The sequence below is a fragment of the Prochlorococcus marinus str. MIT 9211 genome (assembly GCF_000018585.1).
GTDB classification, from domain to species: Bacteria; Cyanobacteriota; Cyanobacteriia; order PCC-6307; family Cyanobiaceae; genus Prochlorococcus_D; species Prochlorococcus_D marinus_B.
The window spans coordinates 1,488,914-1,501,587 of sequence record NC_009976.1; the positions used below are offsets into that span (position 1 = coordinate 1,488,914).

Below are 12,674 nucleotides of genomic sequence, written 5' to 3' on the forward strand. Positions count from 1 at the left end.
CTTCCTATTAATACTTAAGACTCTTTTGATGGAGAATCTGAAACTTTTTTTTCATTGGTTGTTTTTTTCTTATCAGTGGAATCATTCTCAGAATCAGCCATTCCATATTTGCGCATAAAACGATCTACTCGGCCTTCTGTATCCAAAATCTTTTGTGTTCCAGTAAAAAATGGGTGATTCCCACTCCAAACATCAACATGGATTTCTGGTTGCGTGGAACCAGTTGTCATTACCACTTCTCCATTGCAAATAACTTTTGCATCTGGATACCAAGTGGGATGGATATCTTCTTTTGGCATTGCTAAGTAAAGCGAGGAATAAAAAAAATTGATTAAGGAGGACTCTAACGCTTAGAGAACTGAGGGGCTTTCCTAGCCTTTTTCAGTCCATATTTACGCCTTTCCTTAGCTCTAGGATCTCTACTCAAGTGACCCTCAATTTTAAGTGGTTTACGATTGTCAGCCGAAAGCTCGCATAAGGCTCTAGCAGCACCTTGTTTTATCGCATCTGCCTGTCCTGTCAGACCGCCTCCATATACGTTAACAAGAACATCATATGAATCGCTCAAGCCCAAAGTTTGCAAAGGGGCTTTAACTGCAGCTAAATAAGCAGGATTAAAATTCAAATAATGATCACCGGGTCTTCCATTGATTGTAATTTTCCCAGTTCCTGGAATTAATCTCACACGAGCCACAGAAGTCTTCCTGCGGCCAGTGCCCCAATAAACAACGGTATTTCTTTGAGAGCTGCTATTCATTAAATTAATCCGTTGGTATCAAGATTTAGAAGCTTAGGTTCTTGAGCAGCATGTGGATGATCAGCGCCCTTGTAAACCTTCAATTTTCTGAACAATTGTCTGCCTAAAGAATTGTGAGGGAGCATTCCTTTGACTGCTTTCTCAACAATTCTTTCAGGAATCCTTTCTTGTAAAGAGTTGAAGGTTTCCACTTTCATTCCGCCTGGCCGACCTGAATGACGACGATAAAGTTTTTGCTGGCTTTTTTTGCCACTAATTTGAATCTTCTCTGCATTAACAACAACAACAAAATCTCCTGTATCTAAATGAGGCGTGAAATTTGGCTTGTTTTTACCTCTAAGTACTGATGCAATTTTACTTGCAAGTCGACCAAGAGTCTGATTCTCTGCATCAACCAAGTACCATTGGCGGTCGATTGCGTCGATCTTTGGGGTAATTGTCTTGTTCATCTCGCCGGCATACCGGATTGGCAAATACATCTGTTTTATAAAAAACAGAACTTTTTTGAACATTAGCCAATAGATATTAGCTTTAAATGCTCAAACTTTAATTTTACACTTCAAAGTACATAGAAGGCGGGCTTACTAGCAAAATACTGACAATTTTTTTTTACTTAAAAGTTCTAAAAGGCTAGTCCACAAATTTATTGAGGCGATGGAGGGGGATCTGAAGTAGATAAAGAAAAAAAAGGAAAGCTATCAAAGGCAATATTCTCTGGAAAAATCATTGTTTCATAACCCACTCTAATTAGTGATAATCCATTTGGAGGAGCAGCTTCTCTAACCTCTTCCCTTAATTTTAATTTCCAACGCCTTTCAAATTCTGCAACGCTAATTCTATGCTCTCCAACCGCAACGAGTTGCCCTACCAATAGCCGAACCATTCCATATAAAAAACCCGTTGCTTGAATATCAATACTTACCAAATCTCCTTGTCTAAAAAGATGAACATCTTCCACTGTTGTTAATGCATTTGGCCGGTTACTTCCTGCCCTTTGAAATGCTGTGAAATCGTGAAAACCCTTGATCCCTTGCAAAGCCAAATTCATTAGGTTTTCATCAAGACGAAATTGATATCTATGCCAGCACCAAGGAGATAAAAATAAGTTCGGCTTACAGCCATTATAAATTGTGTATCTATATCTTCGATAGGTTGCTGAAAAGCAAGCATGCCAAGTGATGGGGCGTAAAGCAGAGTAACGAACACGAATCGCTTTAGGCAATCTTCCATTTAAGGCTGCCGCCCATCTATTAGCAGGAATAAAGCCAGAACAGTCAAAATGAGCTACCTGACCAGAAGCATGTACTCCAGAATCTGTTCTTCCAGCAGCAACAACTTTTATAGGTTGAAAAGGGTCTAGGGAAGATACTGCTTCTTCAAGAATTGATTGAACACTATTGCCTTCCTTTTGACGCTGCCAACCACAAAAACCACTTCCATTATATTGAATTAATAAAGCAATCCTTTTGGGAAGAGATTTTTCAATTGATTCATTTGATGCCTCAGTCTCCATTATCTGAAGCTTTTATTGATCAAGAATGGTTGTTATACAAGCTCAATGATAGCCATTTCGGCATTGTCTCCTCTTCGAGGAACAGTCCTAACTATTCTGGTATATCCTCCTTCTCTATCCCCATATCGATCTTGTGCCTTTTCAAAAAGTTGATGCACTAATTTTTTGTCATATATATAACCAATTGCCCTTCTTCTTGCAGCAAGAGTTCCCTCTTTCGCCAAAGTAATCATTCTTTCAGCTTCATTCCTAAGTGCCTTTGCCTTTGCTTTAGTTGTTGTAACTCTTCCCTCGCGAATTAGTTGAGTAGTTAACCCTCTTAAAATGGCCTTCCTTTGGTCTGCTGGCCTACCAAGTTTGGGCACTCGTAATTGATGTCTCATTGTTATAAAGTTTCCTTGAATAAAAAAATTTTACGCTGAAGTCCGACTCTGTGGAATAGAAATTCCAATTCGTTCTAAAGCTTCAATAACTTCATCAGCAGACTTGGACCCGAAATTCTTAATTTCTAATAGATCCTCGTAGCTAAATCCCATCAAATCAGAAACTGAATTCACTTGGGCTCTTTTCAAACAGTTATAGGCTCTAACAGATAGATTCAATTCTTCTAAAGGAATTTGAGCCTCAGCAGAAGGTTCTGGCTCTTGAGGTATTTCTTCAACCATAGTTACTGTTGCTAAAGGTTGAAATAGTTCTATTAATTGATTTGCCGCCTCTGCTAAAGCATCATCAGGAGACATGGATCCATCAGTTACTATCTCCATTTTCAATCTTTCTCTAGTTGAACCACCTTCAGCAACAGCCGTTTCGTCAATATTGAAATTCACCTTCTTAATTGGCATAAAAACAGCATCAATATGAAGCAAATCAATTGAAGTTGTTTCTTCGTTATGACGATCAACTGGACGATAGCCAACTCCCCTTTCTACATGCAGCTCCAATTCAAGGCTATGTCCTGAATGCACAGTGGCTATTGGTCTATCTCCATCAACAACTTGTACCTGAGAAGAAAATTGCACATCACGGGCTTTAACTTCTGCAGGTCCATTAACCACTAAACGGCCTATTTCAAGTTCTGGACTTCTACTATTTACTGAAAGCTGCTTGCAATTTAGGAGAATATCTAAAACATCTTCTCTCACTCCAGGGATAGTTGCATATTCATGATTTACGCCAGATATGCGAACTGCCGTAACAGCGCTTCCTTCAAGACCTCCCATAAGAACTCTTCGAAGAGAGTTACCTAACGTAGTTGCTTGACCTCTTTCAAGAGGTCCTATGAGGAATAAACCTGTTTGAGAGCGGTCATCGGAAATTTGATGGTCGATCCGATCAATCTGGTATTGCAACACGGGCTGAATCAAGAAAATAAGGGAAGGTTTTCACGTAAGTGAAGAAGGATCAAACGCGTCTGCGTTTGGGTCTCCTGCAACCATTGTGAGGAAGAGGAGTAACATCTCTGATCAAAGTAATCTCCAAGCCAGCAACTTGCAAAGCTCTTATGGCTGTTTCCCGGCCGGAACCTGGTCCTCTTACGAGAACCTCGATTTGTCTCATACCTTGTTCTAGAGCACGTCTTGCTGCTGCCTCAGCGGCAGTTTGAGCAGCGAATGGGGTACCTTTTCGGGCACCTTTAAATCCACTTGCCCCTGCAGAAGACCAAGAAACAACTTCACCATTAGTATCAGTGATTGAAACGATGGTGTTATTAAAAGTGCTTTGAATATGCACAACGCCGTTTGGGACGTTGCGCTTAGACTTTTTAGAACCAGTTTTCTTTGCGGGTGTGGCCATTTGGCTGGGCCTTTTGAAATAATAAAGTGATGTAATAAGCCTCTAAAGGCAAGGGTTAAAGTTTATTTCTTTCTGCCTGCAACTGTTTTGCGAGAACCCCTTCTAGTACGAGCATTTGTCCTAGTACGTTGTCCTCTAACTGGGAGGCTCATTCTGTGACGACGACCACGAAGACATCCAATATCTTGTAATCGCTTGAGGGCCATGCCCTCTTGTCTCCTCAAGTCACCCTCAAGGGTGAATGATTCAACAGCAGTCCTAAGCTTTTGTACATCTCCATCATCTAAATCCTTGACACGTATGTCAGGATTTACCCCAGCTTTGGCGAGGATGGATTTGGCTCTTGTGAGACCAACACCATAAATGTATGTAAGAGCAACTTCAACCCGCTTTTCGCGAGGTATGTCGATGCCAGCGATTCTTGCCACTTAAGTTTGAATCAAAAGGAACTTGAGATAGAACAAAGCTAGTTTTGGTTAAACCAAAAAGCAAAGCCCTTTTTTGAGCAGTCCAAAGTAAAAATTAACCTTGACGCTGCTTGTGCTTTTGGGTAGCAGTGCAAATGACCATTACCCGACCATGGCGACGAATCACCCGGCATTTTTCACACATTTTTTTGACTGAGGCTCGCACCTTCATATGGGTGTGGCTCCAAGTTTGCAAACATCAATTTTACTACATTACTAAGCCTAAAGCTGATCTAATTGTTAGAGCAACATCTTTGACATCTCCTTCACCTTGAATTTTTACAAGAATGCCTAAGCTCTGATAGAAATCTACCAATGGAGCAGTTTTCTCTCTATAAACTTCCAAACGATGCCTTATTACTTCTTGAGTATCATCTGATCTGCCTCGAGACAAAAGTCGCTTAATTAAAGTTTCATCATCTAATTCTATTAACAAAACTGCTTGAATAGGTTGTGAAACATTTTCCAATAATTGTTGCAATGACTGAGCTTGTATGAGGTTTCTTGGAAAGCCATCTAATAACCACCCTGATTTAGCATCTGCACTCAGTCTCTTCTGAACAATAGATAAAACAATCTCATCACTTACTAATTCTCCTTTATTCATAATAAGAGCAGCTTCTTTCCCTAAGGGACTTTGAGCATTGACTTCAGCTCGCAACAAGTCTCCAGTAGACAAATGAATAAGACCTTGATTCTCACACAAAAGCTTTGCCTGTGTACCCTTCCCCGCTCCAGGGGGTCCTAAAAACAACAATCTGCTTTTCATATAATTAAAATAAAATATTTATTGTCGGACAAGACCTTCATATCGCTGAGAAATCACATAAGTCTGCACTTGCTTTGCAGTATCTATTGCAACTCCAACAAGTATCAATAAAGATGTGGCTCCTAGCCCCTGGAAAGTTTGTACATTCGTAGCTCTTTCTACAGCAGCAGGAACAATTGCTACGGATCCTAAAAACAATCCGCCCAATAAAGTCAATCGATTCTGAACAGATGAGAGATACTTTGAAGTTGCACTTCCAGGCCTAACTCCAGGGATAGCTACACCACCTCGCTTTAAATTGGCTGCTATGTCAATTGGGTTAATAGTTAATGATGCGTAAAAGTAAGCAAATCCTAGGATCAAGGCAAAGAAAGTCAGAGCATATGGCCAAGGGTTAGAAGCAGATGGGTTCAAGGCGCCTGCAGCTCTAATTAAAAAAGGATTTTTGGTGAAATTTGCAATCGTAATAGGTAAAAAAATCAATGCAGACGCAAAAATAATGGGCATCACACCACCTGCATTTAGCTTTAAAGGCAAATAGCTTTGTCGATTAGGCAACAATGCAGTTCCTCCTATCTGCCTTTTTGCGCTGACAATTGGCAAGCGTCTTGCACCCTCCTGAACAAAAATAATCCCAACGATTGTTATGAGAAAAACAACTAAAAGAACAATTATCCCAACAACATCATTTCTATCTCCAGTTTGTGCTTTCTCTATAGTTGAACTCAGTGCCTTTGGAAGAGTGGCAACAATATTTAAAAAGATTACCAGCGAAGCACCTTGACCTATCCCACGCTCTGTAATGATCTCGCTAAGCCACATAACAATCATTGATCCTGTGACTAAAGCTATGGCAGTTTGAAAAACAAATGAAACTTCACTTAAGCTTTCAATAGAATATTGCCTGAGAATTAGAGCAAAGACTAAACTCTGCATTAAACCCCATCCAAGGGCTAAATAACGTGTGATTTGCGCAATCTTCCTTCTCCCAGCTTCACCTTCATTCTTTTGCAGATCTTCCAACTGAGGCAATGCAGCTGTTAATAGTTGAATGATGATTGATGCATTAATAAATGGAAGTATGCCAAGTGCAAAAATTCCTAGTGTTGAAATTCCTCCACCAGTAAAAATATCTAAAAACCCAATTAATTGCCCCCCTTGCTGGATAAATTCTTTAAAAGCTTCCCTATCTATCCCTGGGACAGGGATATAAATGCCTAGTCGAACTAAAAGCAACATCCCTAAGGTAATTAAAACCCTTCCTCTTAGTTCTTTGTTAAGTACAAGCTGAGAAACTACTTCAGATGCACTTGGATTACGACCTCTACTAACAAGCATTGAAATGATTAATTATTGAAAACTAAGAAAGTCAATCTAATCAAACTTCTTGTAATCAAAGGTTTCACAGGTGCCCCCTGCCCCTTCTATTTTACTTTTCGCAGACATAGTGAATGCGGCAGCTTGAACGTTAAGCTTTACTTTGAGATTTCCATTGCCTAAAACCTTCAAAGGATATTTTGGGCTAGTTAGAATGCCTTCTTTTACTAGAACATCCAAATTCACTTTGCTCCCATCCTTTAATTGATTTAAGGATGCAACATTAACGATGCTATAGCTCTTTGGATTAACTAAAGGGAAATGCTTTAATTTTGGTACTCGTCTATATAAAGGCATCTGTCCACCTTCAAATCCAGGGCGAGTTGGTCTCCCTGAGCGGGACTTCTGCCCTCGCATACCAAAGCCACAGCTTGCACCCTGTCCAGCAGCAATCCCACGACCTTTACGTAATTTTCTACGCCTGGAACCTTTATTTGGTTTTAGAGAGTCAAGTTTAATAGTCATTAGAAATTAAGAATAAATTTGCTCAAGAGAAATGCCTCTCTCTTTGGCTGTGCCTTTATGAGTCCTAAGTTCTGCCAAAGCAACCATTGCTGCCCTTGCATTATTTAATGGTGTTTTACTACCCAATCTTTTAGCAAGAACATTTTTAATACCAGCCAACTCTAAAACAGTACGAATAGAGCCTCCAGCAATTACACCAGTACCAGGGGCAGCAGGACGAATTAAAACACTAGCTGCACCATCTCTTCCATTAGAAAGAGTCGGAATAGAACTATTTCTTGTCAAAGGAACCTTGACGAGATTTTTTTTACCATCAGCCACTCCTTTCCTTACAGCGCCTATCACATCTCCTGCTTTACCTACACCCACACCTACTTGACCTTTCTCATTACCAACAACAACAATCGCTCTAAAACTCATTTTCTTACCTCCTTTCACTGTTTTAGAGACCCTGCGAATCTGGACTACTCTCTCTTGCCATTCTGAGTCTCGTTCTTGATTTCTTCCTGAGCGTCTATTTCTTTTTTCGCCGCGATTACCGCCACCTTTTCGCTGTTGCTGTTGCTGTCCTTCAGCGGCCGCAGGTACTGCCGAAGAGGTTTCTTTAGTTTGGTTTTTGTTTGGAGTGTCGGACATGGTTTTATCAGAAGTCAAAATTTAAGGCCAGCTTCACGAGCAGATTTAGCTAGAGCCTTAACCCTACCGTGATAGAGATTACCTCCACGATCAAAAACAACTTGCTCTATACCTTTAGCTAGAGCCCGTTGAGCAAGCAAAGCACCTACAGCCATTGAAGCATCACAACTGCCTCCTGAAGCCTTAAGTTTCTCTCTAAGGTCTTTATCCAAAGTCGAGGCAGAGCAAATAGTACTTTGGGCCTCATCATCAATAACTTGAGCATATATATGGTTATTGGAACGGAATACAGCCAGTCTAGGGCGATGATTGGTTCCATTTAAATGACGCCGCAATCGCTTATGCCGTTTTTGAGTTTGCTGTTTTTTAGAAAGAGTTGCCATTGTTAAATCGAGATCATTGATAAAAAAGAGAAAAAAGAATTGCTATTTCTTACCTGACTTACCAGCCTTTCTAATTATTCGCTCACCAGCATACTTAATACCTTTACCTTTATAAGGTTCAGGTGGACGAATTGCTCGTATTTTTGCAGCTTCATTACCAACAAGTTCCTTGTCGATGCCTGATACTGTCACATTTGTATTATTTTCAACCACAAAAGTAATTCCATCTGGAGGAATAACTTCTACCGGGTGACTGTATCCAGCACTTACGATTAGATTCTTACCTTTAACCTGAGCTCGAGATCCAACACCTACGATTTCTAATTTTTTTGAATAACCTTTACTAACTCCTTCCACCATATTGGCTACTAAAGAACGAGACAAGCCATGACGTTCTCGCGACTTTCTTTTTGAATTGATTGCCGAAACAACAATAGAATTATCAACCTGACTAATGCTGACTCCTTCTGGAAGAGTTCTACTAAGCTCTCCCTTAGGTCCTTTAACTGTTAAAGAAAGTCCATCTAGTTCGACAGCAACTTTCTCAGGGACTGGGATGGGTTGTTTACCAATTCTAGACATAATAAAATCTCCTAATAGACGTAACAGAGAACTTCACCGCCGACACCTTGTTTCCGAGCGTCACGGTCACTCATTACTCCTTTAGAAGTAGAAATAATGGCTACTCCAAGACCACCTAAAATTTTGGGCAACCCTCGAGTATTTTTATAAATTCTTAGTCCAGGCTTACTAACCCTCTGCATTGAACGAATTGTTGGATGGCGGTGCTTACCGCTGTATTTCAATTCAAGAACAAGTTGGGTTTTAAATCCCTCTCCTTCCTCACTAATTTGGGCTATAAAACCCTCCTTTTGAAGAACTTTTGCAATGCTTCTAGACATACGAGAAGCAGGGATTCGAGTAGTTTCATGACGTTTTTCACTGGCATTTCGAATGCGAGTGAGCATGTCAGAGATAGGATCGTGGTTAGCCATATGTGTCTAAAAAGCTCAGGTACTACGGAAAGGAAATCCCAACGCTTTTAAGAGAGCCCTGCCCTCCTCGTCGGATCTAGCACTAGTAACTATGGTGATATCCATACCTCTAATAGTGTCAATTTTGTCAAAAGAGATTTCAGGAAAAATAAGTTGCTCTTTGACTCCAAGAGTGTAGTTTCCGCGACCATCAAAACTCTTTGGACTGACTCCTCTAAAATCTCGAATTCTTGGCAAAGCAAGATTAATTAAACGTTCTAAAAATGCATACATTCTTTCTCCACGAAGCGTGACAGTACAACCTATTGGCATGCCCTCACGAATTTTAAAGCCTGCAATAGCTTTTTTTGCCCTAGTGACAAGGGCTTTTTGCCCAGTAATAGTTGCCATCTCAGAAAGAGAAGCTTCCAAAGTCTTAGAATTTTGGGCAGCTTCTCCTAACCCCCTATTAACGTTGACTTTCACAACCTTAGGTACTTGATGAATATTGGAGAGGCCCAAGTCTTTAAGCAATTTGGGGCGAATTGTCTCTCGATAGCGATGTTTGAGTGACATGGTTGATGGTGAAATTAATTCTGGTCTTTGTCAGAATTTAAAAAGAGCAACGAAATGAAACTGGTGAATTAATCAATTAATTCACCAGTTTTCTTCAATCGTCGTTTCTTAGAACCATCTTTTTCTATAAAAATTTCCACCTTGCTAGCAACTTTTTTTTCTGTGGAATAGATCATCACATTAGAAGCATGAACCGAAGCTTCTTCGGTAACGATTCGTCCAGTCTCACCTTCTTGAGTTGGTTTTACATGTCGCGTTCGAAGATTAATCCCTTGAACAACTACTCGATTCTCAAACGGTAAAGTCTTTAAAACCTCTCCTGTTTTCCCTTTCTCTTTCCCATTAATCACTTGTACGGTGTCACCTTTACGAATACGCATCTTGATCCTTGAAGAAACGAGATTCTTATTTTTTTGATTGAGGTTCATCATTTAAATCACCTCCGGAGCTAGAGAAACAATTTTAGTGAAGTTGCGTTCACGCAATTCCCTCGCAACAGGACCAAAAACCCTAGTCCCTCTAGGGTTTTTGTCTTCATTAATAAGTACTGCAGCATTATCATCAAATCGAATTGAATTTCCTGTTTCTCGGCGGAGTGTTGCCTTAGTACGAACCACTACTGCTTTAACTACATCTGACTTCTTAACACCCATATTTGGTAAAGCATCCTTTACCGCGGCGACAATTACATCTCCAACATGGGCATACCTTCTATTAGAGCCGAGTACTCGAATACATTGCAGCTTCTTTGCGCCACTATTATCTGCAACAGTAAGGAATGTCTCTTGCTGAATCATTTTGATACCTCCTTAATCTCGTGAGTTGAACGAAGAACCTCAGCAACAGTCCATCGCTTACTAGCGCTTAAAGGACGCGTCTCCGTAATGCGGACCTTGTCCCCAACTTTGCAAGTATTCTCGGCATCATGAACTTTGTACCGAGCAGTTCTACTAACAATCTTCTGATAAATGGGGTGGGGAAAACGATTCTCAACCGCAACCACCACGGTTTTGTCCATCTTGTCACTAACGACTGTGCCTAGTCTTTCTTTAAGTGCCATAGTTTCTAAATATTTAGGAGGAAGTTTTGGAGCGATTACGATCGCCCTGAACCGTTAAAAGCTGAGCCAACTGAATGCGGGCCTCCTTAAAACGATGGGTTTCTGAAAGCTGCCTAGTGGCCCGCTTAAAACGAAGATCAAATAGCTCCTTACGGATTTCATCAATCTTGTTTTTAAGGTCATCATCAGTGAGCTTGGTCACCTCTGATATCTCTGGTCTGGCCATAATTAAGACTCCACGGTAGCGACTGATCCACTAGAAGATGTCTCATCATCAGTCTGAGAGTTAGCATCTTCGTCTAAGTTGGCAAGTGACGCCGATGATGCCTTCCCAACTTGAGTAGGGGTTTCACCTTCCGCCAACGCTATAAACTTTGTTTTTATAGGAAGCTTGTACTGAGCCAAACGCATTGCTTCCCTTGCAATTGATTCAGTAATTTCTTCACCTCCCATTTCAAAGAGTATGCGGCCTGGCTTAATCACAGCCACCCAGAATTCAGGGTTTCCTTTACCAGATCCCATACGAGTTTCAGCAGGCCTCATAGTTACTGGTTTATCTGGAAAAATACGAATCCAAATCTGGCCTCCGCGTTTGACATAGCGGGTCATAGCCCTTCTACTTGCTTCAATCTGTCTGGATGTAATCCAGCCACATTCTTGAGCTTGCAAAGCAAATTGGCCGAATGCAATTTTATTGCCTCTTGTGGCAACTCCTCTCATTCGACCACGTTGTTGCTTGCGAAATTTTGTTCGTTTAGGACTGAGCATGGTTTATACCTCCTTATTTACCATCATTGGATCTGTCCTCAAACTGCTGAGGTCTTCTACTACCTTTTCTTCTCGGACTTGCACCAACTGGCAAAGGTTGATCTTCTTTAGAAAGAACCTCTCCTTTAAACACCCAAACTTTTATGCCCAATACACCATAAGTTGTATTAGCAGTCTTATTTGCATAATCAATCTCAGCACGAAGAGTATGCAAAGGGACACGTCCTTCTCTAGTCCATTCAGATCGGGCAATTTCTGCTCCATTTAACCTCCCCCCTACCTGAATCTTCAGCCCAAGCACTCCTGCCCTTTGAGCACGTTGCACAGCCATACGAATTGTTCTTCGAAAAGCAACACGTTTCTCAAGTTGTTGAGCTATATATTCCGCTAAAAGGTGTGCATCAGCATCCACTCGCTCAATCTCAACAACATTAATTCGAACTTGTCGACTTCTATCACCAATAGTCTTTTGAATACCAGATCTTAATTCTTCAATGCCACTACCCTGTCTCCCAACAATGACTCCAGGCCTAGCTGTTTTCAATTCAACTTCTAACTGATCTGCTTTACGAGCTATCAATACATCACTAATCCCTGCAGATGCATATTTCTTTTGAATAAATCCTCTAATACGATCATCTTCTTGAAGAAGGGTTGGATATGTCTTACTGGAGGCATACCAACGAGAACGATGCTCTTGGGTAATTCCAAGCCTCAAGCCATTTGGGTGAATTTTATGTCCCATCAGTCAGAAGCCTCAGAGTTAGTTGATTCAGAAGACGGAGCCACAGAAATACTAATGTGGCAAGTCTGTTTTTTAATTGCAAAAGCCCGTCCTTGAGCTCTTGGACGATATCTTTTCATGGAAGGAGCCATATCAGCTGTTGCACGAGTGATAACCAAAGAAGCAGGATCTAAACCCATATTATTCTCGGCATTAGCAACAGCTGAACGCAAAACCTTTGTAATTGGTCCAGTCGATCGATAGGGCATGAACTCAAGCATAATTAGGGCATCTCGATAAGTTCGACCACGAATCTGATCAAGGACTCGGCGAACCTTTGAAGCAGACCCTCTGATATAACGACCATGGGCCTGAGCAAATTTGGTTTTGGAAGATGATGATTCAACCATT

The 12,674-nt window shown here is 40.8% G+C and carries 24 protein-coding genes; all 24 read right to left on the bottom strand.

Annotated elements, in window-relative coordinates; genetic code table 11:
- Window positions 1–14 precede the first annotated feature (14 nt).
- The gene (gene rpmE / locus P9211_RS08000; RefSeq protein WP_012196202.1) at window positions 15–299 is read right to left on the bottom strand and encodes a 50S ribosomal protein L31; all 285 of its coding nucleotides are present in this window, start codon (window positions 297–299) and stop codon (window positions 15–17) included.
- Window positions 300–343: 44 nt separating this feature from the next.
- Window positions 344–757, bottom strand: coding sequence for a 30S ribosomal protein S9 (gene rpsI / locus P9211_RS08005; protein WP_012196203.1), 414 nt, complete (start codon window positions 755–757; stop codon window positions 344–346).
- The gene (gene rplM / locus P9211_RS08010) at window positions 757–1,206 is read right to left on the bottom strand and encodes a 50S ribosomal protein L13 (RefSeq protein WP_041391628.1); all 450 of its coding nucleotides are present in this window, start codon (window positions 1,204–1,206) and stop codon (window positions 757–759) included. Before rplM ends, rpsI begins: the two co-directional genes overlap by 1 nt.
- Before the next feature lie 194 nt (window positions 1,207–1,400).
- On the bottom strand, window positions 1,401–2,270 hold the full coding sequence (gene truA / locus P9211_RS08015) for a tRNA pseudouridine(38-40) synthase TruA (RefSeq protein ID WP_012196205.1): 870 nt from the start codon (window positions 2,268–2,270) through the stop codon (window positions 1,401–1,403).
- A 32-nt stretch (window positions 2,271–2,302) separates the two neighbouring features.
- Window positions 2,303–2,653 carry a 50S ribosomal protein L17 gene (gene rplQ, locus P9211_RS08020; protein WP_012196206.1) on the bottom strand — a complete coding sequence of 117 codons (351 nt, stop codon included), beginning with the start codon at window positions 2,651–2,653 and terminating at the stop codon, window positions 2,303–2,305.
- A 30-nt stretch (window positions 2,654–2,683) separates the two neighbouring features.
- A complete protein-coding gene (locus tag P9211_RS08025; protein ID WP_012196207.1) occupies window positions 2,684–3,622 on the bottom strand; it encodes a DNA-directed RNA polymerase subunit alpha in 939 nt (312 codons plus the stop codon).
- A gap of 49 nt (window positions 3,623–3,671) precedes the next feature.
- Window positions 3,672–4,064: a 30S ribosomal protein S11 gene (gene rpsK, locus P9211_RS08030; RefSeq protein ID WP_012196208.1), complete on the bottom strand. Its 393-nt coding sequence runs from the start codon at window positions 4,062–4,064 to the stop codon at window positions 3,672–3,674.
- A gap of 62 nt (window positions 4,065–4,126) precedes the next feature.
- Window positions 4,127–4,492, bottom strand: coding sequence for a 30S ribosomal protein S13 (gene rpsM, locus P9211_RS08035; protein WP_012196209.1), 366 nt, complete (start codon window positions 4,490–4,492; stop codon window positions 4,127–4,129).
- Window positions 4,493–4,586: 94 nt separating this feature from the next.
- Window positions 4,587–4,703: a 50S ribosomal protein L36 gene (rpmJ, locus tag P9211_RS09460; RefSeq protein WP_011125841.1), complete on the bottom strand. Its 117-nt coding sequence runs from the start codon at window positions 4,701–4,703 to the stop codon at window positions 4,587–4,589.
- Between the two features lie 36 nt (window positions 4,704–4,739).
- Window positions 4,740–5,300: an adenylate kinase gene (locus tag P9211_RS08040; RefSeq protein WP_012196210.1), complete on the bottom strand. Its 561-nt coding sequence runs from the start codon at window positions 5,298–5,300 to the stop codon at window positions 4,740–4,742.
- Window positions 5,301–5,318: 18 nt separating this feature from the next.
- A complete protein-coding gene (gene secY, locus P9211_RS08045) occupies window positions 5,319–6,638 on the bottom strand; it encodes a preprotein translocase subunit SecY (protein WP_012196211.1) in 1,320 nt (439 codons plus the stop codon).
- Between the two features lie 36 nt (window positions 6,639–6,674).
- On the bottom strand, window positions 6,675–7,142 hold the full coding sequence (gene rplO / locus P9211_RS08050; protein ID WP_012196212.1) for a 50S ribosomal protein L15: 468 nt from the start codon (window positions 7,140–7,142) through the stop codon (window positions 6,675–6,677).
- A gap of 6 nt (window positions 7,143–7,148) precedes the next feature.
- Window positions 7,149–7,778, bottom strand: coding sequence for a 30S ribosomal protein S5 (rpsE, locus tag P9211_RS08055; RefSeq protein WP_012196213.1), 630 nt, complete (start codon window positions 7,776–7,778; stop codon window positions 7,149–7,151).
- A gap of 14 nt (window positions 7,779–7,792) precedes the next feature.
- On the bottom strand, window positions 7,793–8,161 hold the full coding sequence (gene rplR, locus P9211_RS08060; protein WP_012196214.1) for a 50S ribosomal protein L18: 369 nt from the start codon (window positions 8,159–8,161) through the stop codon (window positions 7,793–7,795).
- Between the two features lie 42 nt (window positions 8,162–8,203).
- Window positions 8,204–8,743: a 50S ribosomal protein L6 gene (rplF, locus tag P9211_RS08065; RefSeq protein WP_012196215.1), complete on the bottom strand. Its 540-nt coding sequence runs from the start codon at window positions 8,741–8,743 to the stop codon at window positions 8,204–8,206.
- A gap of 11 nt (window positions 8,744–8,754) precedes the next feature.
- Complete coding sequence (gene rpsH, locus P9211_RS08070) at window positions 8,755–9,156, bottom strand: 30S ribosomal protein S8 (RefSeq protein WP_012196216.1); 402 nt, start codon at window positions 9,154–9,156, stop codon at window positions 8,755–8,757.
- A 15-nt stretch (window positions 9,157–9,171) separates the two neighbouring features.
- Window positions 9,172–9,711, bottom strand: a complete 540-nt coding sequence (rplE, locus tag P9211_RS08075) for a 50S ribosomal protein L5 (protein WP_012196217.1) — start codon at window positions 9,709–9,711, stop codon at window positions 9,172–9,174.
- A gap of 68 nt (window positions 9,712–9,779) precedes the next feature.
- Window positions 9,780–10,091, bottom strand: a complete 312-nt coding sequence (rplX, locus tag P9211_RS08080) for a 50S ribosomal protein L24 (RefSeq protein WP_012196218.1) — start codon at window positions 10,089–10,091, stop codon at window positions 9,780–9,782.
- A 51-nt stretch (window positions 10,092–10,142) separates the two neighbouring features.
- Window positions 10,143–10,508: a 50S ribosomal protein L14 gene (rplN, locus tag P9211_RS08085; protein WP_012196219.1), complete on the bottom strand. Its 366-nt coding sequence runs from the start codon at window positions 10,506–10,508 to the stop codon at window positions 10,143–10,145.
- Window positions 10,505–10,771, bottom strand: a complete 267-nt coding sequence (rpsQ, locus tag P9211_RS08090; RefSeq protein WP_012196220.1) for a 30S ribosomal protein S17 — start codon at window positions 10,769–10,771, stop codon at window positions 10,505–10,507. Before rpsQ ends, rplN begins: the two co-directional genes overlap by 4 nt.
- 13 nt (window positions 10,772–10,784) lie before the next feature.
- Entirely contained in the window at window positions 10,785–10,997 is a 213-nt protein-coding gene (gene rpmC / locus P9211_RS08095; protein ID WP_012196221.1) for a 50S ribosomal protein L29, read from the bottom strand.
- Between the two features lie 2 nt (window positions 10,998–10,999).
- Window positions 11,000–11,539 (bottom strand): 50S ribosomal protein L16, encoded by a 540-nt coding sequence (gene rplP / locus P9211_RS08100; RefSeq protein ID WP_012196222.1) that lies wholly within the window; start codon window positions 11,537–11,539, stop codon window positions 11,000–11,002.
- 13 nt (window positions 11,540–11,552) lie between these two features.
- Entirely contained in the window at window positions 11,553–12,284 is a 732-nt protein-coding gene (gene rpsC / locus P9211_RS08105; protein ID WP_012196223.1) for a 30S ribosomal protein S3, read from the bottom strand.
- Window positions 12,284–12,673: a 50S ribosomal protein L22 gene (rplV, locus tag P9211_RS08110; RefSeq protein ID WP_012196224.1), complete on the bottom strand. Its 390-nt coding sequence runs from the start codon at window positions 12,671–12,673 to the stop codon at window positions 12,284–12,286. The genes rpsC and rplV overlap by 1 nt, the downstream gene beginning before the upstream one ends.
- Window position 12,674: the final 1 nt, after the last annotated feature.

What these genes read in the sequence shown, in the direction of transcription:
- rpmE (WP_012196202.1), bottom strand. Translation starts at nt 299, where the DNA reads ATGCCAAAAGAAGATATCCATCCCACTTGGTATCCAGATGCAAAAGTT.
- rpsI (WP_012196203.1), bottom strand. Translation starts at nt 757, where the DNA reads ATGAATAGCAGCTCTCAAAGAAATACCGTTGTTTATTGGGGCACTGGC.
- rplM (WP_041391628.1), bottom strand. Translation starts at nt 1,206, where the DNA reads ATGAACAAGACAATTACCCCAAAGATCGACGCAATCGACCGCCAATGG.
- truA (WP_012196205.1), bottom strand. Translation starts at nt 2,270, where the DNA reads ATGGAGACTGAGGCATCAAATGAATCAATTGAAAAATCTCTTCCCAAA.
- rplQ (WP_012196206.1), bottom strand. Translation starts at nt 2,653, where the DNA reads ATGAGACATCAATTACGAGTGCCCAAACTTGGTAGGCCAGCAGACCAA.
- rpsK (WP_012196208.1), bottom strand. Translation starts at nt 4,064, where the DNA reads ATGGCCACACCCGCAAAGAAAACTGGTTCTAAAAAGTCTAAGCGCAAC.
- rpmJ (WP_011125841.1), bottom strand. Translation starts at nt 4,703, where the DNA reads ATGAAGGTGCGAGCCTCAGTCAAAAAAATGTGTGAAAAATGCCGGGTG.
- P9211_RS08040 (WP_012196210.1), bottom strand. Translation starts at nt 5,300, where the DNA reads ATGAAAAGCAGATTGTTGTTTTTAGGACCCCCTGGAGCGGGGAAGGGT.
- secY (WP_012196211.1), bottom strand. Translation starts at nt 6,638, where the DNA reads ATGCTTGTTAGTAGAGGTCGTAATCCAAGTGCATCTGAAGTAGTTTCT.
- rplO (WP_012196212.1), bottom strand. Translation starts at nt 7,142, where the DNA reads ATGACTATTAAACTTGACTCTCTAAAACCAAATAAAGGTTCCAGGCGT.
- rpsE (WP_012196213.1), bottom strand. Translation starts at nt 7,778, where the DNA reads ATGTCCGACACTCCAAACAAAAACCAAACTAAAGAAACCTCTTCGGCA.
- rplR (WP_012196214.1), bottom strand. Translation starts at nt 8,161, where the DNA reads ATGGCAACTCTTTCTAAAAAACAGCAAACTCAAAAACGGCATAAGCGA.
- rplF (WP_012196215.1), bottom strand. Translation starts at nt 8,743, where the DNA reads ATGTCTAGAATTGGTAAACAACCCATCCCAGTCCCTGAGAAAGTTGCT.
- rpsH (WP_012196216.1), bottom strand. Translation starts at nt 9,156, where the DNA reads ATGGCTAACCACGATCCTATCTCTGACATGCTCACTCGCATTCGAAAT.
- rplE (WP_012196217.1), bottom strand. Translation starts at nt 9,711, where the DNA reads ATGTCACTCAAACATCGCTATCGAGAGACAATTCGCCCCAAATTGCTT.
- rplX (WP_012196218.1), bottom strand. Translation starts at nt 10,091, where the DNA reads ATGCGTATTCGTAAAGGTGACACCGTACAAGTGATTAATGGGAAAGAG.
- rplN (WP_012196219.1), bottom strand. Translation starts at nt 10,508, where the DNA reads ATGATTCAGCAAGAGACATTCCTTACTGTTGCAGATAATAGTGGCGCA.
- rpsQ (WP_012196220.1), bottom strand. Translation starts at nt 10,771, where the DNA reads ATGGCACTTAAAGAAAGACTAGGCACAGTCGTTAGTGACAAGATGGAC.
- rpmC (WP_012196221.1), bottom strand. Translation starts at nt 10,997, where the DNA reads ATGGCCAGACCAGAGATATCAGAGGTGACCAAGCTCACTGATGATGAC.
- rplP (WP_012196222.1), bottom strand. Translation starts at nt 11,539, where the DNA reads ATGCTCAGTCCTAAACGAACAAAATTTCGCAAGCAACAACGTGGTCGA.
- rpsC (WP_012196223.1), bottom strand. Translation starts at nt 12,284, where the DNA reads ATGGGACATAAAATTCACCCAAATGGCTTGAGGCTTGGAATTACCCAA.
- rplV (WP_012196224.1), bottom strand. Translation starts at nt 12,673, where the DNA reads ATGGTTGAATCATCATCTTCCAAAACCAAATTTGCTCAGGCCCATGGT.